The sequence below is a fragment of the Xanthomonas sp. CFBP 7698 genome, assembly GCF_003600855.1.
Classification (GTDB): domain Bacteria; phylum Pseudomonadota; class Gammaproteobacteria; order Xanthomonadales; family Xanthomonadaceae; genus Xanthomonas; species Xanthomonas cannabis.
Map to the genome: position 1 here is coordinate 1,332,655 of NZ_PRDN01000001.1, position 22,304 is coordinate 1,354,958.

Sequence of the window (22,304 nt, forward strand, 5' to 3'; positions counted from 1 at the left end):
GTCGCACATGCCCAAATGCGCAAACTTATTGCGTCGTTTGATCGCCGCATGCGTGTCGTTACGCGCTGGTCGCCACATGCAGCGCGCGCTGGTTCGCTTGGTCGACGCGCGTTGCCACGGGCAACTTTTTCACCAGGCGCACGCCAGATCCTCACGGGTGACTCACGTCAGAAATCCGACGCGCGTGTTCGCTGGTGTTGGCATCGGATCACCGCGCCATGGATGCCGCCATCCGACGTGGTCGCGTTGCCGTCGGCGCTTGATGCCCATGGCCGATCGAGCGCGCGCACAGGCGACTATCCAAGCGCCCACCCGGTCATGCTCGCGCAACGGCATCTCCCGCATCGCGCAAAAAAATGGCCGCTCCAGGAGCGGCCATTGGAGTGCAACAGGCGAGATCGCCTCAGTGATCGTCGTCTTCGAGCAGCTCGGCATAGTCGTCCGGCGACAACAGTTCGTTGAGCTGGTCCTTGTCGTCGAGTTCGACGACGAAGATCCAGCCTTCGCCGTAGGCGTCTTCGTTGATGGTTTCCGGCTTGTCGCCCAGCGCGCTGTTGACCTCGACCACGGTCCCGCTGACCGGGCTGTAGACATCGGACGCCGCCTTGACCGACTCGACTACCGCGGCGCCGTTGCCGGCCTGCACGGTGTCGCCGACGCCCGGCAGTTCGACGTAGACCAGATCGCCCAGCAAGCCCTGTGCGTGATCGGAGATACCGACGGTCACGCGGCCGTTGCTCTCGACGCGGGCCCACTCGTGGGATTTGAGGAACTTGAGGTCGCCAGGAATCTCGCTCATGGGTGTGCTCCGGGAAAGTTGGGTCAGGGAATGGGGTCGGGACAGGTGGTTAGTTTAGACCGCGCGACAAGACAGGTGCACGCGCGGCGGTATGGCTGGCTTGCATGCGATTGCATGATGCCGGCCAGCGACGGCCGACATCGTCGGGCTCACTCGCCCAGGACGCCGGGCTGCGCCTGGCCGTCGCGCACGAACGGGAACTTCACTGCGCGCAACGGCACCTGCTTGCCACGGATGTCCACGCGCAGCTGGTCGATGCTGCCGGCCGGCACGCGTGCAAAGGCAATCGCCTTGCCAAGCGTCGGCGAGAACGTGCCCGACAGGATTTCGCCCTGACCGGCAGCGGTGAGCACGGTCTGGCCGTGCCGCAGCACGCCTTTCTCATCCATCACCACGCCGATCATCTGGCGCGGCGCACCTTGCGCCTTCTGCGCTTCGAGCACGGCACGGCCGATGAAGTCGCGCCCTTCGTCGAGCGTGATCGTCCAGGCCAGTGCGGCCTCATACGGAGTGACCGCGTCGTCCATGTCCTGGCCATACAGATTCATGCCAGCCTCCAGCCGCAGGGTGTCACGTGCTCCCAGGCCGGCCGGCTTGACGCCCTGCGCGAGCAGCGCATTCCAGAACGTCACTGCAGCATCCTGCGGCAGCACGATCTCGAAACCGTCTTCGCCGGTGTATCCGGTGCGTGCCAGGAACAGTTCGATGCCATCGCGCGATCGGGTCTGCAATGCGGCAAAACGGCTGAGCTTGCTCGCCGCGGCGGTGTCGGCAGGATCGAGCAGGTCGATGACCTTGGCGCGGGCGTTGGGGCCTTGCACCGCGATCATCGCGAAGTCGCCGCGCTCTTCCACGCGCACCTCGAAGCGGGCCGCCTGCTCGCCGATCCACTGCAGGTCCTTCTCGCGGGTGGCGGCGTTGACCACCAGGCGGAAGAAATCTTCGCGCATGTAATAGACGATGAGGTCGTCGATCACTCCGCCCTGCGGGTTGAGCATGCAGGTGTACAGCGCCTTGCCGGCGACCTTGAGCTTGTCCACCGAGTTGGCCAGCAGGTAGCGCAGGAACTCACGCACGCGCGCACCGTGCAGGTCGACCACGGTCATGTGGCTGACATCGAACATGCCGGCGTCGCGACGCACCTGATGGTGCTCGTCCAGCTGCGAGCCGTAATGGATCGGCATGTCCCAACCGCCGAAATCGACCATCTTGGCGCCGAGCGCACGATGGGTGTCGTTGAGGATGGTCTTCTGGGTCATGAGCGCCGGTCCAAGGGAAAGACGCCCATTATCGCCGCCCAGCCGCACTTGCGGGGAAGCCGTGCATCCGCACAGCCGGAATCCAGGGCGCGCGTGCCTGACACTGCCACCCCGCACTGCAGCATCCGGAGCAGCACGCTATCTGCACACGCATCAGCCGGCCGCTTCCACCAGCAGGGTCATGCCATCCACACCGACGATACGCACCGGTGCGCCGGCCGGCAGCTCCGGACCGCTGACCACCCAGAACGCGTCGTCGACCTTGGCGCGACCGCGGCCATCGTGGATGGGCTGATCGAGCAGCACGCGACGGCCGATCAATTGCTCGGCGCGCCGGTTGAGCAACGGCCGATCGCTCTGCCGGCCCTTGCCGCGAAACCAGCTGCGATAGACCTGCACCGACACGAAGCTGAGCAGCACGAACGCCACGATCTGCACCAACAGCGACATGCCCGGCATTGCGAGCACCAGCAGGCACACCGCCGCCGCGGCGATGCCCATCCACAACAGGAATGCACCCGGCACCAAGGTCTCGGCGGCGATCAACAGCAACGCAAGCACCGCCCATACCACCACATCCCAACGCATGGCTCAGACTCCCGCGCGCGGCGGCATCGGCGGCACGCGTACGCCGGCGGTATCGGGTTTGCCCAGCGCTTCCTTCGCCAGGTCGGCGATGCCGGCAATCGAGCCGATGATGCCGCTGGATTCCATCGGCATCAGCACGAACTTCTGGTTGGGTGCGGTGGCCAGCGCCTTGAACGCCTCCACATATTTTTGTGCAACAAAGTAATTGATCGCCTGCACGCTACCGTTGGCGATCGCATCGGACACCACCTGGGTGGCGCGGGCTTCTGCCTCGGCCAGCCGCTCGCGTGCTTCGGCATCGCGGAAGGCGGCTTCCTTGCGGCCTTCGGCTTCAAGCACGGCGGCCTGCTTCTCGCCGTCGGCGCGCAGGATTTCCGATTGCCGCGAGCCTTCGGCTTCGAGAATCTGTGCGCGCTTTTCGCGCTCGGCCTTCATCTGCCGCGCCATCGAATCGATCAGGTCGCGCGGCGGCTGGATATCGCGGATCTCGATACGAGTGACCTTGATGCCCCAAGGATTGGTGGCCTGGTCAACGACGCTCAACAGCTGGGCATTGATGGTTTCGCGCTGGCTCAGCGATTCGTCCAGGTCCATCGAACCGATGACGGTACGGATATTGGTCTGCACCAGCGCGATCGAGGCGATTTCCAGGTTGGAGACTTCATAGGCGGCCTTGGCCGCATCCAGCACCTGGAAGAACACCACCCCGTCCACGCGCACCACGGCGTTGTCCTTGGTGATGACGTCCTGGCTGGGCACATCCAGCACCTGTTCCATCATGTTGATCTTGCGGCCCACGCCGTAGACCACCGGCACCAGGAAGTGCAGCCCGGGACTCATGGTGTGGGTGTAGCGGCCGAAGCGCTCCACCGTCCACTGGAATCCCTGCGGCACCATGCGCACGGTCTTGAACAACACGATGACGCCGGCAACCAGAACGGCGATGGCCAGAAACGAAGTTGGAAACATGTGCAGCCCCTTTGCAGTGACGAGTCGGTCCTGCGCGAAGTATGCACCCGCTGCACACACCACACTGGCGGCAACGGACAAGGATGCGCGGCGCCACGTCGGCCGGCGTGCGCGACCAGCGCCTACCCGGCTCAGGCGTTGCGTGGCGCGAACATGATGACCGCCATGCCCAGCAGGCAGCAGCCGGCACCGAGCAGGTCCCAGCGCGTGGGCGTGATGCGGTCCACCCACCACAACCACAGCAGCGCACTGGCGATGTAGACCCCGCCATAGGCTGCGTAGGTACGCCCGCTGGCAGTGGGATGCAGGCTCAACAGCCACACGAACAGCGCAAGGCTCAGTGCGGTGGGCAGCAGCAACCACGCACTGCCGCTCTTGCGCAGCCATAGATAAGGAAGGTAGCAGCCCACCAGCTCGGCCACGGCGGTGGCGACGAACAGCAGCAGCGTGCCCAGCGCGGAGTTCATCGGCGTGCCACAGGATCGGAATTGGGCATCGGGGCTGCAGCCGCTTCGTCCCGCTTGACCTGTTGCCACAATGCTTCCTGCGCGCCCAGCGGCAGCGCGTCCAGTCCGGTGCCCTGCGCATGCGCCAGCGCTTCCATTGCGCGGAAGCGACGTTCGAACTTCAGGTTGGCGTGCCGAAGTGCCGCGCCCACGTCCACCTTGGCATGCCGCGCAAGATTGGCGCAGACGAACAGCACGTCGCCGAGTTCGTCTTCCAGACGCGCCTGATTGTCGGCCACCGGGCCACGCGCGAATTCTACGCGCAACTCGTCGAGTTCTTCCTGCAACTTATCCAGCACCGGCGCCGGGCCCGGCCAGTCGAAGCCGACCCGCGCCGCACGCGACTGCAGCTTGGTGGAGCGCTGCCACTCCGGCAGACCGCGCGCGATGCCGGCCAGCGCCGACTCGTCCTGATGCCCGGCGACGCGGCGCTCCTGGCGCTTGATCTGTTCCCAGTTGGCGCTCACCGCCTGGGCGTCGTCGGCCGCCTGCGCTGCGAAGACGTGCGGGTGGCGACGCACCAGCTTGTCGCTGAGCGTGGCGACCACCTCGGCAAACCCGAACGCGCCCTGTTCGGACGCCATCTGCGCATGGAACACCACCTGCAGCAGCAGGTCGCCCAGCTCGTCGCGCAACCCCGGCAGGTCGTTGCGATCGATCGCGTCAGCCACTTCGTAGGCTTCTTCGATGGTGTACGGGGCGATGCTGGCAAAGGTCTGCTCCACATCCCAGGGACAGCCGTGCTCGCGATCGCGCAGGCGTGCCATCAGCTGCAGCAGGCGTTGGATGTCGCCGGTGGGCGGAGTCTGGGACATGGTGTCTTCCTGAAAACAGTGGGCAGGCGCACAGCGCCGCTACGATGCTCCATGCGCAATGCGGCGGCAGCGTGGCGATCGCGCATGCGTGCAGCGGATGAACCTCAGGCGCGCAAGGCTGCCGCAGTGTACCTGCCGGCCGATACGGGGCTGACGTATCCGTCGGTGCGCGGGCAGCATCGCAGGCACGCAGCACAAACGCGATACGGGCCGCACCCGAGCGCTCGGCGTGCGTGTGGGGCGTGCCACAACCGGCGCGCATGCGTTAACAGACCGGCACACCGACGCTGCCGGCCATCGCCGGGCACGCTTACGTCAGCCAATCGCGCCAGGGCAGATTGGGATCGCCCATCGCGATGAAGTCGCCATTGAGCAGCGTGTCGCGACGGTTGTAGCGGAACGGTTTGCCGGAGCCGCCCGCCAGCAGCACGCCACCGGCGGCGTGCAGCACGCACTGGCCGGCCGCCGTGTCCCACTCGGAGGTGGGGCCGAAGCGCGGATAGACATCCAGGTCGCCTTCGGCGATGCGGCAGAACTTCAACGACGACCCTTGCGCGACCACGTCGATCTCGCCCATGCGCTCCAGCGCGGCGGCGGTGCGCGCATCGCGATGCGAACGGCTGGCCGCCACCCGCAATGGCGTGGCGGCCGGGGTGCGGGTCTGCAGCATCTCGTCGCGATCGCCATCGCGGCGGTAGGCATTCTCGCCGCGCGCGGCGTACCAGACCCGGCCATCGACCGGCGCCTGGACCACGCCGAGCACCGGCGCGCCCATGTGGATGAGTGCGATGTTGACGCTGAACTCGCCGTTGCGTTTGACGAACTCACGCGTGCCGTCGAGCGGATCGACCAACCAATAGCTGGTCCAGTACTGCCGTGTTTCCCAGGCGACATGCGCGGACTCTTCCGAGAGCACCGGCACGTCGGGTGTGACCCGGCGCAGGCCGTCGACGATGACGCGGTTGGCAGCCAGGTCGGCCTGGGTCAGCGGGCTGGCATCGTCCTTGATCTCGACTGCGAAGTCCTGCGCGTACACCTGCATGATGGCCTCGCCGGCCTCACGGGCGATGGCGATCACGGTTTCGCGCAATTCCATCGGGATGCGGATCACCGGTTGCGCTCCAGCCACTCGCGCGCGATGAACAATGCCGCCAGCGAGCGCCCCTCCGAGAAGTCCTCGCGCAGCATCAACTCGTCCAGACGCGCCAGTGGCCAGGGCACGACTTCCATCTCTTCCGGTTCGTCGCCCACCAGGCGCTCCGGGTAGAGATCGCGCGCGAGCACCAGCCAGGATTGGTGACTCATATAAGTAGGAGCAAGCGTCATCGCGCGCAGCACCTGGACCTGGCGCGCGCCATAGCCGGCTTCTTCCTTGAGCTCGCGGTCGGCGGCCTGCTCCGGGGTCTCGCCGGCATCGATGCGCCCCTTGACCAGGCCCAGCTCGTAGCGATGCACACCGGCCGCGTATTCGCGCACCAGCAGCACCGTCGTCTCGTCGAGCATCGGCACCACCACGACCGCGCCATGACCCTGGCTGAGTTGGCGCTCGTACAGGCGGCGTTGCCCGTTGGAAAACTCCAGATCCAGCTGCTGGCGACGGAACGGCCCGTCCCCCAGATCGGTGATCTTGTGGATGGTCGGCAGACGCGGGCTCATGCGTGGCACGCAGCCGCCGAGCGGACCGATAGAATAGGCAGATGCATCGACATGTTCATGAGCCCGAAATCCTAGCAGACCCTGCAGCCTCCGAAGCTGCCCAACAGTGGCGGCAACGCGATCTTGCGGTGGTGTGGCACCCGTGCACGCAGATGCGCGAGCATCCGCACACGCTTCCCCTGGTGCCGATCGCAAGCGGCAGCGGCGCGTGGCTGGTCGGCCACGATGGCCGCCGCTATCTGGACGCGGTCAGCAGTTGGTGGACCAACCTGTTCGGCCACGCCGAGCCGCGCATCGGTGCGGCCATTGCGCAACAGGCCGGCACGCTGGAGCAGGTGATGCTGGCCGGCTTCACGCACGCACCGGCGGTGCAGCTGGCCGAGCGCCTGCTGGCCATTGCGCCACGCCAGCCCGACCGCGCGCCGTTGTCCAAGGTGTTCTACGCCGACAATGGCTCGGCCGGCGTGGAAGTGGCCTTGAAGATGGCCTTCCATTACTTCCACAACCGTGGCGAGCATCGCCGCACGCGGTTCATCGCGCTGGAAAACGGCTACCACGGCGAGACCATCGGCGCGTTGTCGGTGGGCGACATTCCGCTCTACCGGCGCGTGTATGCGCCGCTGTTGCTGGAAGCGACCTTCGCCCCCTCGCCCGATGCCTACCTGGCCGAGCCCGGGCAAAGCGCGGAAGCGTACGCGCTGCAGGCCGCCGATGCGCTGCAGGCACTGTTCGAGCAAGCGCCCGGCGAGATCTGCGCGCTGATCCTGGAACCGCGCGTGCAATGTGCCGGCGGCATGCGCATGTATCACCCGGCGTATCTGCGCCGCGCACGCGCCTTGTGCGATGCGCACGGCGCATTCCTGATTGCCGACGAGATTGCGACCGGCTTCGGCCGTACCGGCACCTTGTTCGCGTGCGAGCAGGCCGGCGTGATGCCCGACCTGCTGTGCCTGTCCAAAGGCCTGACCGGCGGCTTCCTGCCGTTGGCGGCGGTGCTGGCCACCCAGCAGTTGTACGACGCGTTCCTGGACGATTCGCGCGAACGCGCCTTCCTGCACTCACACAGCTACACGGGAAATCCGCTGGCCTGCGCGGCCGCGTTGGCGACCTTGCAGATCTTCGCAGACGACGACGTGATTGCGCGTAACCAGCACACCGCCGCGCACATGAGCACCCTGGCCGCGCAGATCGGCGAACACCACGCGGTGGCCGACGTGCGCCAGGCTGGCATGATCGTCGCCTTCGAACTCACCCGTGGCGGCGACAAGCGCACGCCTTTCCCCGCGGCCGCGCGCGTCGGCCTGAAGGCGTATCGCGCCGCGCTGGAACGCGGGGTGGTGCTGCGGCCCCTGGGCGACGTGCTGTACTGGATGCCGCCGTACTGCGTGGACGAGGCGCAACTTGCCTTGCTGGCGGCAACCACGCGCCAGGCCATCGAGGAGGCCGTCGCATGCGCGTGACCCGCTCCCATGTTGCGCTGCCGCTGCAGTGCGACCAGGAAGTGACTTTGCCCGAGGAATCGGCCAACCACCTGCTGCGCGTGCTGAGGCTGCGCGAGGGCGATGCCTGCATCCTGTTCAATGGCGATGGCAGCGACTACCACGCACGCATCACCGTGGCCGGCAAGCGCGAGGCACGCGCGATGGTGGAACGTGCCGAGCCGCTGGCGAACGAATCGCCGCTGCGCATCACCCTGATCCAGGGTATCGCCCGCGGCGAAAAGATGGATCTGATCCTGCAGAAAGCCACCGAGCTGGGCGTTGCAGCCATCGTGCCGGTAAACGCCGAACGCACCGAAGTGAAGCTGGATGCGGCGCGCCTGGAAAAACGCGTGGCGCACTGGCGCAGTGTGGTGGTGTCTGCCTGTGAGCAATCCGGCCGGGCGCGCGTCCCGGCGCTGGCAGCACCGACCGGCCTGCAGGAGGCGGCAGTGGCCAGCGACCCGCAGGCGCTGCGGCTGACCCTGGACCCGCAGGGCGAGCATCGCCTGGGCAGCTTGAGCGCGGGCACGCAGCGGGACGTCATCGTGGCGATCGGGCCGGAAGGCGGTTGGTCACCGCGCGATCGGGCGACGCTGGCCGACGCCGGGTTCACCGGCCTGCGCCTGGGGCCGCGCATCCTGCGCACCGAAACCGCCGGGCTGGCCGCCATTGCCGCATTGCAGTCGCGGTTCGGGGATCTGTAGGCCGCCGACGTGGCGGGGGATCGTTTGTCGGGCGTGGGACAGCCCGACGCAGGCAGCGCTCCGGTAAGGCGTAGGAGCGCACCCGGGCGCGACGGGGCCTTCCCGCGGAGCGACGTTTCCGATCGTCTTGGTGTTTGTCGGCAAGGCCTCTCGCGCCCAAGGGCGCTCCTACGAAGCTTTTGCGGTCGCGAGATGGCGGGTGGATCGTTTGTAGGTCCGTGGGACAGCCCGACGCAGGCAGCGCTCCGGTAAGGCGTAGGAGCGCACCCGGGCGCGATGGGCCTTCCCGCGGAGCGATGTTTCCGATCGTCCTGGCGTTTGTCGGTAAGGCCTCTCGCGCCCGAGGGCGCTCCTATGAAGCTTTTGCGGTCGCGAGATGGCGGGGGGATCGTTTGTAGGTCCGTGGGACAGCCCGACGCAGGCAGCGCCCCGGTAAGGCGTAGGAGCGCACCCGGGCGCGATGGGCCTTCCCGCGGAGCGACGTTTCCGATAGTCCCGGTGTTTGTCGGTAAGGCCCCTGCGGCCGCAAGCGCCCCTGCGGCGTGGATGCGATCCGGGGTTCTGGCCTAGCGAGCGTGCTGGAGAAGCCAGCTGGCCGCGCCGATGACGCCGAGCTGGCCGTGTTCGACGATGCGCACCGGCACCTGCTCCAGCGCCGGGCGCAACGTGCCCTTGTCGAGCAGGCGGGTGACGAAGTCGCTGGCGGCGATGAAGTCGGCGATCTGCGGCAAGAATCCGCCAGCCAGATACACGCCGCTGCGAATGCCATACAGCAGCATCATGTCGCCGACCACGCTGCCCATGAAGCCGCAGAATGCCTGCAGCGCGTCGCGCGCGAGCACGTCGTTGCCGGCCAGCGCAGCGGCGGTGACATCGGCCGGGCCGGCATGGGTGGCCCGCTCGCCGCGCAACACGGCCAGTGCGTGATAGAGATTCAACAGCCCCGGGCCGGACAACAACGTCTCGGTGCCGACATGCGTGCGGGTGCGCCGCAGTTCCTGCAGCAAGGCCACTTCCAGATCGCTGGCGGCGGCGAGCGCCGCGTGGCCGGCCTCGGTCGGCAATACCACCGGATGGGCGCCATTGGGGATCCACACCGCCGCGCCCAGGCCGGTGCCCGGGCCCAGCACCAGCGCCGGACCGGGCGCACCCTGCGCCGGGCCCGAAAGCTGCATCACCTGACTGCCGGTCATGTAGTTGGCCGCGTAGGCGACCGCCTCGAAATCGTTGACCAGATGAAGCACCTGCATGCCGAGCTGGCGACGGATCTGTTCCGGTGCCAGCACCCACGGCAGGTTGGCCGTGATCACGCTGCCGTCCTCGAGCGCGTATCCGGCACTGGCGATCACGCCGCGCTGCACCGGCGCACATCCCAGTTCGGCGAAGAACGTAGACATGATGTCGGCCAGGCCCGGGTAATCGGCGCAGCGGTACTTGCGGTAGTCCAGCACCGTGACCGGCTTGCCTGCATCGGCGCTTCCGCAGACCAGCGCCAGGCGCACATGCGTCCCTCCCACGTCTGCGGCAACGAAGGTGTCGGGGCGCGGAAAGACCACCGCTTCCATTGGGCTGCTTGCGCTCACGCATTCTCCTGTTAAGTGGCAGCGGGCTGGCGTCAGGTCCCGTTGTCCGACGAACGGCAGCGGGTAGACAACGTTGTCAGTAATTGCCGTGTAACGCAACCGTGGGGAGCACAATCAAGGCGATCCAGGGCCGCCCCCATCATCCGCGAAAAATCCGCACGCATAGCAAGGATTCCGGCACAAATTTCGCCAGACGTTGCGGCACGAAACGTTTCCAGCATTGAAAGCACCAATCGACCCGGCACGGCAGACGCACGGGCACACCTACCTGGTCGACTACGTCGACGATCGCGCCGTAAAAATGCTGCATTGCAGCGCAATCGCAGCTGCATCAGAGATCTGTGACGACGTGTTGACAACGCTGTCAGCGCTACGCGAGACTCGGTCCAAATCGGGGTTCTGGCAGGAGGGGCCATGGACTGTTCGGTACTGAAGAACGGCTCTTCCCTTCCCTGCTGATTCCAGGTTCGCGGGTTCTGCGTCATCAGACGCTGGGCTCGCCGAGATCGCGTTCGCTCCACCGCTTCACCACACGGGGGACACCTCCTCTACCACGCGAATCGACACCGCCCGCTGCCGTTGCCGAGCACGGAGTTGCGATCACCGCGATCGGTCAGGGCGTGTTGTTTTGCCGGCCACGCCGAGCGCGATGCCTTTCCACGGCGCGCGCTCACAGCACTAACCAACGAGGTTTAGCCATGCACAGCCGCACCACGACGTTAGCACTCTGTATCACCGCCGCTCTGTACTGCTCCGGCTCTGCAATGGCTGCCGGACAAGAACAACAGGCGCCTGCGGGCGCATCCTCGGCCACCACCGAGTTGGACACCATCACCGTCACCGGCTATCGCGCATCGCTGGAAAAGAGCCAGGCGGTCAAGCGCTCGGCCAACTCCATCGTCGATGCGATCAGCGCCGAAGACATTGGCAAGTTCCCGGACATCAATGCGGCCGAATCGCTGTCCCACCTGCCGGGCATCAGCGTCGACCGCCAGTTCGGCGAAGGCGAAAAGGTCAGCATCAACGGCACCGACCCGGCGTTGAACCGCGTGCTGCTCAACGGCCAGACCATCGCGTCCGGTGACTGGGGCGGCAATCCGACCGACACCAGCGGCCGTACCTTCAACTACACCCTGCTGTCGCCGGAAATCATCGGCCTGATGGAGGTCTACAAGACCCCCGAGGCGCGCATCGACGAAGGCTCGATCGGCGGTACTGTGATCGTGCACACCCGCAAGCCGCTGGAGCTGCCCAAGAACACCATCCGCGGCTCGATCGGCTACAACTACAACGATCGCTCGGAAGAAGGCAATCCGCGCGGTTCGGCGCTGTGGAGCTGGAAGAACGACGACGAAACCTTCGGCGCGTTGATCTCCGCCACGCACGACAAGCAGGACCTGGCACGCGCCGGTATCGAATACTTCGGCTACACCACCGGTGCCAACATTCCCGCTAGCGCCACCATCACCGGCGACGGCAGCGATGTGGCCACCGCCCGCGTGCCGGCCGGTATCAACAGCGCATTCTTCCAGCAGACCCGCGAGCGCAGCGGCCTGCAGGGTGCGTTGCAGTGGAAGCCGAACGACCAGAACGAATTCAACCTGACCGGCCTGTACATCAAGGGCAAGTACAACAATTTCAGTCAGTCGCGTTATATGTGCCCTGCATGTGGCTCGCCGGCCTCCGACGGTTCTGGAGAAAGCATCAATAACCTGAGGCTGGTTACTGAGGCGAATGTCCAGAATGGCGTGGTGACCTCTGCAACAGTTTCTGACGGCGGACTGGCACAGCCGTATGCACAGTTAGACGCAAACTACCGCGAGAGCACTGTCACTACCAAGAGCCTGAACCTGCGCCATGACTGGTCTGGTGAAAAGTGGGTGTTCACCACCCAGGGCGGCTACACCGAGGCGACTGGTGGCAAAAATCCAGAGTATCTGATGAAGTTCCTGATGCAGGACGGTGGCTACAACTACGCGTTCAATGGTCAGAACACAGCAGTCAACTATGACAACGGTGGTGCGGCCAACTGGACGCTGCCGGGCAACCCCGCAGGCTTAGCCCCGGGACAGCAAGGCAATCTTCCTGGCACGAGCACCGGCATCGTGCAGGCTGGCGGCATCGCCTACCAAAAGAGCAAGGACGACGAGAAGTATTTCCAGTGGGATGCGGCACGTGACCTGGAATGGGGTCCGTTCACCAAATTGCAGTTTGGCTACAAGTACATCAACCACAACAATGGCGTAGACGCGCGCGGCAACCGCATCAACACCACCGACCCGGTGTCGCTGACGCAGTTCAATCCTGGCACCACGCCGAGCAGTCTGTATGACGGTCTGGGCGCGAGCGGCGACCTGACCACGTGGCCAACCGCAAACCTCGAGACGGTTCGCCGTTACTTGCTCTCACAGCCGCAGGGCCCATACACGACCGATTTCGGCGCCTCGTTCCAGGTCAAGGAAATCACCCAGAACTTCTACACGCAGTTGAACTACGAGACCGGCAAGTGGCGCGGTAACGTCGGTGTACGCTTGGTGGATACCAGCGACAAGTCGGAGTACTGGCAAAGCAATAATGCCGGTAGTAGCTTCGATCGGGTTGCCGAGACAAATAGCTACCGAAAGGCACTGCCAAGCTTCAACATCGCCTACGACGTCACTGACGATGCAGTGCTGCGTTTCTCGGCAGCCAAAGTGATTGCACGGCCGCGGTATTCCGATTTGGCCGGCACTTTCACAATCAATAACGGCAATGGCGGCTCCGGCAACCTCACCGCTGGCGGCGGCAACCCGGACCTCAAGCCTTATGAATCCACCAACTACGACATTGCTGCGGAATGGTACTTTGCGCCTTCCAGCATGCTGTCTGGTGAAGTGTTTTACCGTGACATTAGCTCCTACATCGTCAACGTCACCACGACTCAGCAGTTGAACCCGGGTCCGCCGGCGCAGCCTGGCTTGTATGAGGTCAACTCGCCGGTCAATGTGTCAGACGCCAAAGTCAAAGGCGTGGCAGTCAATTACCAGCAATCTTTCGGCCTTGGTTTTGGTTTGCAGGCCAATTACACGTTCGCTGAATCTGAATCAAGTTCCGATTTAAACCTGCCCTACCTGTCGCGCGACACATATAACGTGATTCCGTACTGGGAACATGGTGACTGGACGGTACGTGTGAACTACAGCTACCGCTCGAAATACTTCACCCAGATCGGTCGCCTGTCATCGCGTGACTTTGCCGATGCCTACAAGCAGCTGGATCTGAACGCCTCGTACCAGATCACCGATTACATGGGCATCACCTTCGGCGCCACCAACCTGCTGGATTCCACCTACCGGGTCTTCAGCAACACGCGTGATACCCCCACGGCGTTCTACAAGAACGGCCGCGGCTATCAAGCCCAGCTCAACTTCAAGTTCTGATGTAGCACCGGCGCGCCACCGACCCTCCACGGTGGCGCGCTTTTTTTTGTTGTACCAAGGAGTGGTACTGGCCACGCCCCTTCGCGATCGAGGGAGCATGGCCAGGCCCGCTTTTGCCATCCACGCACGGTTGCAGCATCGCCGGCGCGTCTTGCTCAACAGGAGTGCAGTTCCCATGACGACCGATAGCCGCGCGTTTGCGGCTCCATCCCGCCGCCACGCCGGAGCTGCACCCAGGAGTCGAACGCTAGCGCTCGGTCTGCTGCTCGCGTTGCCCGCCGTGCATGCGAGTGCCGCGCAATCACCCACCGCACCGACCGCCACCACGCTCAGTCCCGAGGTGATCGACCAGCAGTGGCTCGATGCCACCGCCAAGTACGCGCCCGAACGCGAGCGTCTGGTGCGCGAAGCCGAGGCCGGCGCACGCAAGGGACCGTTCCGCCCAGACTGGGCCGCGCTGAAGGCGTATCAATCGCCGGCGTGGTACGACAATGCCAAGTTCGGCATCTTCATCCATTGGGGTGTGTTCTCGGTGCCGGCGTTCGGCAGCGAGTGGTATTCACGCAACATGTATCTGCAAGGCTCCAAGGAATTCGACCATCACGTCGCCACTTACGGCCCGCAGGCCAGCAGCGGCTACAAGGATCTGATTCCCAAGTTCACCGCGCCCAAGTTCGACCCCAATGGCTGGGCCAAGCTGTTCCGCGAATCGGGCGCACGCTACGTGGTGCCGGTGGCCGAGCACCACGACGGCTTTGCGTTGTACGACTCCAAGCTGTCCGACTGGACCGCGATGAAAATGGGGCCAAAGCGCGACCTGTTGGGCGAGCTGTCCAAGGCGATCCGCGCGCAGGGGCTGCACTTCGGCTTGTCGTCGCATCGCGCCGAACACAACTGGTTCTTCGATGGCGGGCGCACCTTCGACTCAGACGTCAACGACCCACGTTATGCCGCGCTGTACGGCCCGGCGCAGGTGCGGCTGCCGGGCAAGGACGATGCCGATGTGGCCAACGACTGGACGCCGGTCTCGCAGGCCTGGCTGGACGACTGGCTGGCGCGTACCGCCGAGTTGATCGACACCTATCAACCGGACCTGATCTATTTCGATTGGTGGATTGCCCACCCCACCTTCCGCCGCAGCCTGCCGACCATGCTGGCGTATTACTACAACCAGGGCGCAGCGCGCACCGAGGCCGACCGCGGCGTGGTGGTGAACTACAAGCTCGGCGCCTTTCCGGAAGGCGCCGGCACGCTGGATATCGAGCGTGGCCAGCTCACCGGCATCCATCCCACGCACTGGCAGACCGACACATCGGTGAGTAACGCCTCGTGGGGCTATATCGAAAACGACACCTACAAGTCGCCCACCTTCATCATCCACATGCTTGCCGATGTGGTGGCCAAGAACGGCAACCTGATGCTCAACATCGGCCCGCGTGCCGATGGCTCGATCCCGGACACCGAGCGCGGCATCCTGCTGGCGATCGGTCGTTGGCTCAAGACCAACGGCGGCGCGATCTACGACAGCACGCCGTGGCGCGTGTATGGCGAAGGCCCCACCGAAGTGGTGGGCGGCACCTTCCAGGACGTCAAGACCAAGCCGTACACGGCGGAAGATTTCCGCTTCACCACCCGCGATGGCGCGTTGTATGCGATCGAGCTGGGCTGGCCGAGCAATGGTGAAGCAGTGATCCGCTCGCTCAACGCCGCCGATGGCGTGCGCGCAGTGACCTTGCTGGCCAACGGCAAGAAGATTCCGTTCGAACAACGCACCGATGGCCTGCATCTGCGGCTTCCGGTCAAGCCGGTTGGCGAGAGCGCGTACGTGTTCCGCATCGACCTTTCTTCCCCCACTCCCTGACGGATGTTGTCTTTCATGAGTAAGCGATTGACCTGGATGTTGCTTGCGCTGGCGTTTGCCTGCGCCCCGGCCCTGGCCAAGAATCCCACGGCGTTGTTCTATCTGATGAACACGCAGAAATCGACCAACTCGTTCATTGCCAATGTCGACAAGATCGACGTGGTGGTGCCCACCTGGTACGGCGTTGACCAGAACGGCCTGGTCAACGGCACGCCCAACATGTACCTGTACGACATCGCCAAGAAGCACAAGCTGCGGGTGATGCCGATCCTGTCGATGACCACCGGCCGCGACGGCTTTCACAAGCTGATGCACGACGAAGCCGCCAAGAAGCGCATGATCGAATCGCTGCTGATCCACGGCAAGCAGCACAAGTACTACGGCTTCCAGTTCGATTTCGAAAACATCGCCTGGACCGATCGCGATGCCTACACCCTGATGGTCAAGCAGACCGCAGACGCGCTGCACAAGGCCGGTTTCAAGATGTCGGTGGCGGTGGTGCCCAATGCACCGGGCCATGCCGAAGGTGGCCAGTTCTCCAAGTGGATGTGGGAATACTGGCGCGGTGCCTACGACCTCAAGGCGCTGGGCCAGGCTGCTGATCTGGTCAGCATCATGACCTACGACCAGCACACCCGCTGGACCACGCCCGGCCCGGTCGATGGCATGGTGTGGATGAAGAAGCACCTGGATTACGCCATTACCCAGGTGCCGAAGGAAAAGCTGTCGCTGGGCATCGCCACCTACGGCTACCGCTGGTACACCGGCAACCCGGTGAAGGAAGACGGCACCGAAGCGTCGAATATCGCAGCCGCGTATATCGATGCCGACGAATCCTTCCCGCTGGCGATCGAACAGAACGCCACCGTGCAGTGGGATCCGGTCGAACAGGAGTCGTGGTTCTATTTCTATCGCGACGACATGCGCGAGTGGGTGTTCCGCCCGGACGCACGCAGCTTCAAGGCGCGTTACGAGCTGACCAAGCAGTACGGCCTGGAAGGTTTCAGCTGCTGGGTGCTGGGCGCCGAAGACCCCAAGGTGTGGGACGAGCTGCCGACTGCGCAGCGTTGATCATCGACTGCAGGCGGGTGCGCGGCGATGAAGCGTGCGCCAGTCCCTGCGTGATCCGCGGCGGCTTTGCTACTGTGCAGGGCTGCCGCGCTTCGATGTCTTCGGCAGGATCGAGCAAGGCTGTCGATGCGATATGGTGTCGTTCCACTTGGCTGCGCGCATGCAACAGTGCAGCCACACGCTCTCCGTCATCCCGGGATGTGATTGCATGATGTCCAACCTCAGCCGTACGCCGCGCATGCTGTTGTCGAAGGCGCTGTTGATGGACAGGCGAGCAGCGTACCTGCCGTCACTCACGACATTACCGTTGCGGTTGCTTGCGTTGTCGCTGGCCGTACTGGCGCTGGCCGGATGCGGCAAGCGCGAGGCAGGCACGGCGCCGGCAGTGGCAAGCGCGGGCGCTGCGGTGGCACCGGCGTCCGCCACGGCACCGTTGCCGCTGATTCCCGCACCGGTGGAGGCCAAACGCAGTGCCGGCAGTTTTACCGTCGGCACCGGCACGGTGATTTCGATCCCCGCTGGCGATGCCGACACGCGGCGCAGTGCCGAGCATCTTGCCGGCCTGCTCAAGCGTACGCGTGGGCTCGCACTGGAAGTGCGTGCAGAAGCAACGCCCTCGCCCGCCAGCATCCGTCTGCAACGCAACGCGCAGGCCGCGGTGACACAACCGGAAGGCTATCGCCTGGACGTGGATGCCAACGGCATCCGTATCGACGCGCGCGACGGTGCCGGCCTGTTCCACGGCGCCATCAGCGCCTGGCAGTTGATGACGCCGGATGCGCGCAAGGGCGCGGTGACCGTGCCCGCGGTCGCCATCCGCGACTGGCCACGTTTCGGTTGGCGTGGCCAGCATCTGGACGTGGCCCGTCACTTCCACGATGTGGACACGGTCAAGCATGTGCTCGATGCGATGGCCGTGCACAAGCTCAACGTCCTGCACTGGCATCTGACCGACGACCAGGGTTGGCGCATCGAGATCAAGCGGTACCCCAAGCTCACCGAGGTCGGTGCCTGGCGCACGCCGCCGGGCGCCGGCCGGCACGGCACGCCGGAGCGCTCCGGTGGCTTCTACACGCAGGAACAGATCAGCGAAATCGTCGCGTATGCCGCACGCCTGCACATCACCGTGCTGCCCGAGCTGGACATGCCCGGCCATGCGCAGGCAGCCGTTGCCGCCTATCCGGAAGAAGTGGGCGTGCCCGGTGTGCGCACCCAGGTGGGCGTGGACTGGGGCGTCAACCCGTATCTGTTCAACACCAGCGAACGCAGCCTGACCTTCATCACCAATGTGCTGGATGAAGTGTTGACGTTGTTCCCCTCGACCTACATCCATATCGGCGGCGATGAGGCGGTGAAGGATCAGTGGGAAGCCTCGCCTGCGGTGCGCGCGCAGATGCGCAAGCTCGGGGTCAAGGACGCCCACGCAATGCAAGGCTGGTTCAACGAACAGCTGGCCGCCTACCTCACCCGGCACGGCCGGCGCATGATCGGCTGGGATGAAATTCTGGAAGGCGGCGTGCCGGCGAGTGCGTCGGTGATGTCGTGGCGCGGCGTCGAAGGTGCGGTGACCGCGGCCAAGCAAGGCCACGATGTGGTGCTGGCACCGGGCGACTGGCTGTATCTGGACAATTTGCAGACCACGCGCAGCGACGAACCGAACGGTCGCCTGACGGTGCTGCCGTTGTCCAAGGTCTACACGTTCGACCCGGTGCCGGCCGATCTCACCGCCGACCAGGCCAGGCACGTGCTGGGCGCGCAGAGCGCGTTGTGGTCCGAATACATCCCCTCGCGCTGGCATGTGGATCACGCGTTGTTTCCGCGTCTGTCCGCGGTAGCAGAGATGACCTGGTCGCCGGTGGCAGCGCGCGATTGGAACAACTTTCTGGCGCGCCTGCCGGCACAGCTGCAGCGCTACAAGGCACTGGGCATCGACTACAGCGACGGTGCCTTCGCCGCAGAGATCGCCCTGGAAAACGGCCCCAACCCGGTGCTGGCCGGCGGCCCGGCCAAGGTGGCGCTGAGCACGCAGACCGGCGCCGGCGTGCTCCACTACACCGTCGACGGCAGCGACCCGACGCCTGCATCGCCGCGCTACCAGGCACCCTTTGCGATTCAATTGCCCACCACGGTCAAGGCCACTGCGTTCACCGCCGATGGCATGCCGCTGGCGGCGACGCGCAGCCGCAGCTTCGATCGCACCTCACTGTTGCGTGTGGACACGCAGGGACTGCGCCATTGCGTCGCACAGGGCGCACTCGGCCTGCGCCTGCCGCTGCTGCCGGAAATGACCGGCGCCGACACGCCGGTCTACAACGTCGACCTGTTCCATGCCTGCCGCATGTATCCGCAGGCACGCCTGGATGGCGTCGGCGCCATCCGCATCGACGCCGCACGCCTGCCCAACAACTTCGGTCTGGCGCACGAGCAATCCAAGGTGGTGCAGTACCCGGCCAACACCCGCGGCGGCGAACTGGAAGTACGCCAGGGCTGCGAGGGCGAGCTGATCGCCAGCGTGCAACTGCCGCGCAGCGACACCCTGGGCGAGCAATTCACCCTGGAAGCGCCACTGCCTGCACGCACCGGCGTCCACGATCTCTGCCTGCGCTTCACCGCGCCCATTCGCGGCCCGTTGTATGCCATCGGCGCCGTTCAATTGATTGAAACCACCGCGCAGGCGCCCCCCGCCGCCACGCGCTGATCCATCCAAGGAGATCCACCCATGCCCCTGTCGCACCGCACTGCCCCCGCCTCGTCCATGCTGACGCCCGCCCGGCTCGGGCTTGCCCTGGCCTTCGCGATCTCACAGGCCTGGGCGGCACCGCCCACGGCCGTGACCCTGGACAGCGGCTGGCAGGTGCGCCTGGTGCCGGGGCAGGAACAGGCCAAGACTTACCCCAAGGCCGCCAGCTGGATGCCGGCGCAGGTACCGGGCGTGGTGCAGACCGATCTGATCACCGCCAAGGTGGTGCCCGACCCGTTCCTGCGCGACAACGAAGGCAAGATCCAGTGGGCGGGCTTAAGCGATTGGCAGTACCAGACCCACTTCAATGTGGATGCGGCGATGCTCAAGCGCGAGCATGTGGAACTGGTGTTCGATGGACTGGACACGCTGGCCGAGGTCACCCTCAATGGCAAGAAGTTGCTCAGTGCCGACAACATGTTCCGGCAGTGGCGCGTGGATGCCAAACCGCTGCTCAAGCGCGGCGACAACGTGCTGGAAATCAAGTTCCTTTCGCCGATCAAGAAGATCCAGCCGTGGTTGGCCAAGCAGCCGTATGCACTGCCGGGCGCCTACGATTCGGCGTTCGGCGATGAGCCTGATGGCCGCCATAGTTCGACCTATGTGCGCAAGGCGCCGTATAGCTACGGCTGGGACTGGGGCCCGCGCATGGTCAATGCCGGCATCTGGAAGGACGTGCGCGTGGAAGCGTGGGATGCAGTGCGCGTGGACGGGCTGCATATCGCCCAGCAACGCGTGGACGCCGACGCTGCGCAACTGCAGGCGCAACTGGAACTGCAGGCCGGCCGCAGCGGCCCGGTGCAGGTGACGCTGGATGTGCTGGGCCCGGATGGGCAAAAAGTCGGCCAGTTCACCCAGGACGCGGTGGTCGACCCGGGCCAGAACCGCATCGATCTGTCGGTGCGCATCGCCAAGCCCAAGCGCTGGTTCCCGGCCGGCTACGGCGCGCAGGACCGCTACACCTTTGTCGCCAACGTGCGCGACGCCGATGGCGACAGCCAGCAGATCAAACGCGTGACCGGCCTGCGCTCGGTGGAGCTGCGCCGCGAGAAGGACCAGTGGGGCAAGAGCATGGAGATCGTGATCAACGGCATCCCGATCTTCGCCAAGGGCGCCAACCTGATTCCGCTGGACGCCTTCCCCTCGCGCGTCACCGCCGAGCGCATGCGCAGCACCCTGCAGGATGCGCGCGATGCCAACATGAACATGCTGCGCATGTGGGGCGGCGGGCATTACCAGGACGATCACTTCTACGAGGTGGCCGACGAGCTGGGCATCATGATCTGGCAGGACTTCATGTTCGGTGGCGCGGTGCCGCCGTACGACGTGGAGTTCCGCGAGAACACCCGGCAGGAAGCGATCGAACAGGTCAAGCGCCTGCGCGACCACCCCAGCGTGGTGCTCTGGTGCGGCAACAACGAAGTACAGACCGGTTGGGAAAACTGGGGCGACCGGGTCAAGTTCAAGCAATCGCTGGACCCGGAAGAACGCGCCCGGGTGGAACGCGGCATGACGACCTTGTTCGGCACCGTGTTCCGCGAAGTGGTGGCCACCTACGACAGCGATGTGCCGTACTGGGCCACCTCGCCGGGCACCAACTTCGATGGCGCTGCCGACCAGACCAATGATGGCGACATGCATTACTGGAAGGTGTGGGGCGGCCCTGCCCTGCCGGTCACCGAATACCTCAACGTCACCCCGCGTTTCATGTCCGAATACGGACTGCAGTCGTTCCCGGACATGCGTACCGTGCGCGTGTTCGCCGATGCGGCCGACATGGACCCGGAATCGCCGGTGATGCGCGCGCACCAGAAGTTCGACAAGGGCAATGGCAACAAGCGGCTGATGCTGTACATCCGCCGCGAGTTTGGCGAGCCCAAGGATTTTGAAAGCTTCGTCTACCTGAGCCAGTTGATGCAGGCCGAAGGCATCAACCTGGCCGCCTCGCATCTGCGCGCCTCGCGCCCGCAGTCGATGGGCTCGCTGTACTGGCAGCTCAACGACGTGTGGCCGGGTGCGTCGTGGTCCAGCGTGGATTACTACGGCCGCTGGAAGGCGCTGCAGTACCACGCGCGCCGTTTCTACGCGCCGGAAATGATCGCTGCGCTGCGCAACGACAAGGGCCAGACCGAGATCTCGCTGGTGTCCGACCGCACCACGGCCTTGGATGCGCGCTGGCGCATGCGGGTGATGGGCATGGACGGCAAGGTGCTGAGCAAGCGCGAGCAAAAGGCCACCATCAAGCCGCTTAGCAGCCTGCAGGTAGGCGACTTCAGCGATGCACAACTGCTGGGCAAGGCCGACCCCAAACGCAGTTATGCGGTGTTCGAGCTGCTGGAAGGCGACACGCTGCTCTCGCGCGAAGTGGTGTTTTTCGCGCCAGCCAAGCAGCTGGCCTTGCCGACTGCGAAGATCGACAGCCAATGGCGCGCCGATGGCGATGGCTACGCGCTGACCCTGACCAGCGACACGCTGGCGCGCGAGGTGTGGCTGTCGTTCGGCGATCTGGACGTGACCGTGGCCGACAACGCGTTCGACCTGCTGCCGGGCGAGCCGCTGACGCTGCACGTGGCCAGCAAGCTGCCGATGGCGCAGCTGCAGGCTGCGTTGCAGGTACGCGACCTGGCATCGACGCTGGCCGGTGCGCCGCCGGAGCCACCGGAGGCAGCGGCGGCGAAATGAGGGACGGGATGGCTCTCAATCATGAGGGACGGAATGGCCCTCATCCGCCCTTCGGGCACCTTCTCCCGCCAGGCGGGAGAAGGAGGCGATGACCTGCCATGTGTGCCATCGGATGCCTGCCTTCCTCCCCGCTCGCGTGCCCTCGTCTCGCGCTGGATGTGCTTCTCCCGC

15 protein-coding genes and 1 pseudogene are annotated in these 22,304 nt (G+C 65.1%); 7 read left to right on the forward strand and 9 right to left on the reverse strand.

Annotated features, from left to right (window positions below; all coding sequences use genetic code 11):
* Positions 1-403 precede the first annotated feature (403 nt).
* From gcvH to nudE, 8 genes and pseudogenes are all read right to left on the reverse strand, one after another.
* The gene (gcvH, locus tag XnspCFBP7698_RS05685; RefSeq protein ID WP_104579830.1) at positions 404-799 is read right to left on the reverse strand and encodes a glycine cleavage system protein GcvH; all 396 of its coding nucleotides are present in this window, start codon (positions 797-799) and stop codon (positions 404-406) included.
* A gap of 149 nt (positions 800-948) precedes the next feature.
* Positions 949-2,058, reverse strand: coding sequence for a glycine cleavage system aminomethyltransferase GcvT (gcvT, locus tag XnspCFBP7698_RS05690; RefSeq protein WP_104579831.1), 1,110 nt, complete (start codon positions 2,056-2,058; stop codon positions 949-951).
* 153 nt (positions 2,059-2,211) lie between these two features.
* Positions 2,212-2,646: an NfeD family protein gene (locus XnspCFBP7698_RS05695; protein WP_039408890.1), complete on the reverse strand. Its 435-nt coding sequence runs from the start codon at positions 2,644-2,646 to the stop codon at positions 2,212-2,214.
* A gap of 3 nt (positions 2,647-2,649) precedes the next feature.
* Positions 2,650-3,615, reverse strand: a complete 966-nt coding sequence (locus tag XnspCFBP7698_RS05700) for an SPFH domain-containing protein (protein WP_104579832.1) — start codon at positions 3,613-3,615, stop codon at positions 2,650-2,652.
* A gap of 131 nt (positions 3,616-3,746) precedes the next feature.
* Positions 3,747-4,082, reverse strand: a complete 336-nt coding sequence (locus tag XnspCFBP7698_RS05705; RefSeq protein WP_104579833.1) for a YnfA family protein — start codon at positions 4,080-4,082, stop codon at positions 3,747-3,749.
* A gap of 44 nt (positions 4,083-4,126) precedes the next feature.
* Positions 4,127-4,936: pseudogene (mazG, locus tag XnspCFBP7698_RS05710) on the reverse strand (nucleoside triphosphate pyrophosphohydrolase); the annotation flags it as partial.
* Positions 4,937-5,246: 310 nt separating this feature from the next.
* Positions 5,247-6,047: a 3'(2'),5'-bisphosphate nucleotidase CysQ gene (gene cysQ, locus XnspCFBP7698_RS05715; protein ID WP_104579835.1), complete on the reverse strand. Its 801-nt coding sequence runs from the start codon at positions 6,045-6,047 to the stop codon at positions 5,247-5,249.
* Positions 6,044-6,592, reverse strand: coding sequence for an ADP compounds hydrolase NudE (gene nudE, locus XnspCFBP7698_RS05720; RefSeq protein WP_039408877.1), 549 nt, complete (start codon positions 6,590-6,592; stop codon positions 6,044-6,046). Before nudE ends, cysQ begins: the two co-directional genes overlap by 4 nt.
* A 41-nt stretch (positions 6,593-6,633) precedes the next feature.
* On the opposite strand from nudE, the gene bioA reads away from it, so the two are divergent.
* Both bioA and XnspCFBP7698_RS05730 read left to right on the forward strand, forming a co-directional pair.
* Positions 6,634-8,052 carry an adenosylmethionine--8-amino-7-oxononanoate transaminase gene (gene bioA, locus XnspCFBP7698_RS05725; RefSeq protein WP_104579836.1) on the forward strand — a complete coding sequence of 473 codons (1,419 nt, stop codon included), beginning with the start codon at positions 6,634-6,636 and terminating at the stop codon, positions 8,050-8,052.
* On the forward strand, positions 8,043-8,777 hold the full coding sequence (locus XnspCFBP7698_RS05730) for a 16S rRNA (uracil(1498)-N(3))-methyltransferase (RefSeq protein WP_047697366.1): 735 nt from the start codon (positions 8,043-8,045) through the stop codon (positions 8,775-8,777). The genes bioA and XnspCFBP7698_RS05730 overlap by 10 nt, the downstream gene beginning before the upstream one ends.
* A gap of 566 nt (positions 8,778-9,343) precedes the next feature.
* On the opposite strand, the gene XnspCFBP7698_RS05735 is transcribed toward XnspCFBP7698_RS05730, so the two are convergent.
* A complete protein-coding gene (locus XnspCFBP7698_RS05735; protein ID WP_199680108.1) occupies positions 9,344-10,342 on the reverse strand; it encodes a glucokinase family protein in 999 nt (332 codons plus the stop codon).
* Positions 10,343-11,058: 716 nt separating this feature from the next.
* Here XnspCFBP7698_RS05735 and XnspCFBP7698_RS05740 point away from each other — a divergent pair.
* The 5 genes from XnspCFBP7698_RS05740 (at position 11,059) to XnspCFBP7698_RS05760 (ending at position 22,133) form a co-directional block, all read left to right on the forward strand.
* The gene (locus XnspCFBP7698_RS05740; RefSeq protein ID WP_104579838.1) at positions 11,059-13,779 is read left to right on the forward strand and encodes a TonB-dependent receptor; all 2,721 of its coding nucleotides are present in this window, start codon (positions 11,059-11,061) and stop codon (positions 13,777-13,779) included.
* Positions 13,780-13,954: 175 nt separating this feature from the next.
* Positions 13,955-15,640 carry an alpha-L-fucosidase gene (locus tag XnspCFBP7698_RS05745; protein ID WP_123137293.1) on the forward strand — a complete coding sequence of 562 codons (1,686 nt, stop codon included), beginning with the start codon at positions 13,955-13,957 and terminating at the stop codon, positions 15,638-15,640.
* A 3-nt stretch (positions 15,641-15,643) separates the two neighbouring features.
* Complete coding sequence (locus XnspCFBP7698_RS05750; protein WP_184374881.1) at positions 15,644-16,711, forward strand: glycosyl hydrolase family 18 protein; 1,068 nt, start codon at positions 15,644-15,646, stop codon at positions 16,709-16,711.
* Positions 16,712-16,919: 208 nt separating this feature from the next.
* Positions 16,920-19,409: a family 20 glycosylhydrolase gene (locus XnspCFBP7698_RS05755; RefSeq protein ID WP_199680047.1), complete on the forward strand. Its 2,490-nt coding sequence runs from the start codon at positions 16,920-16,922 to the stop codon at positions 19,407-19,409.
* Between the two features lie 21 nt (positions 19,410-19,430).
* A complete protein-coding gene (locus XnspCFBP7698_RS05760; RefSeq protein WP_199680048.1) occupies positions 19,431-22,133 on the forward strand; it encodes a glycoside hydrolase family 2 protein in 2,703 nt (900 codons plus the stop codon).
* Positions 22,134-22,304: the final 171 nt, after the last annotated feature.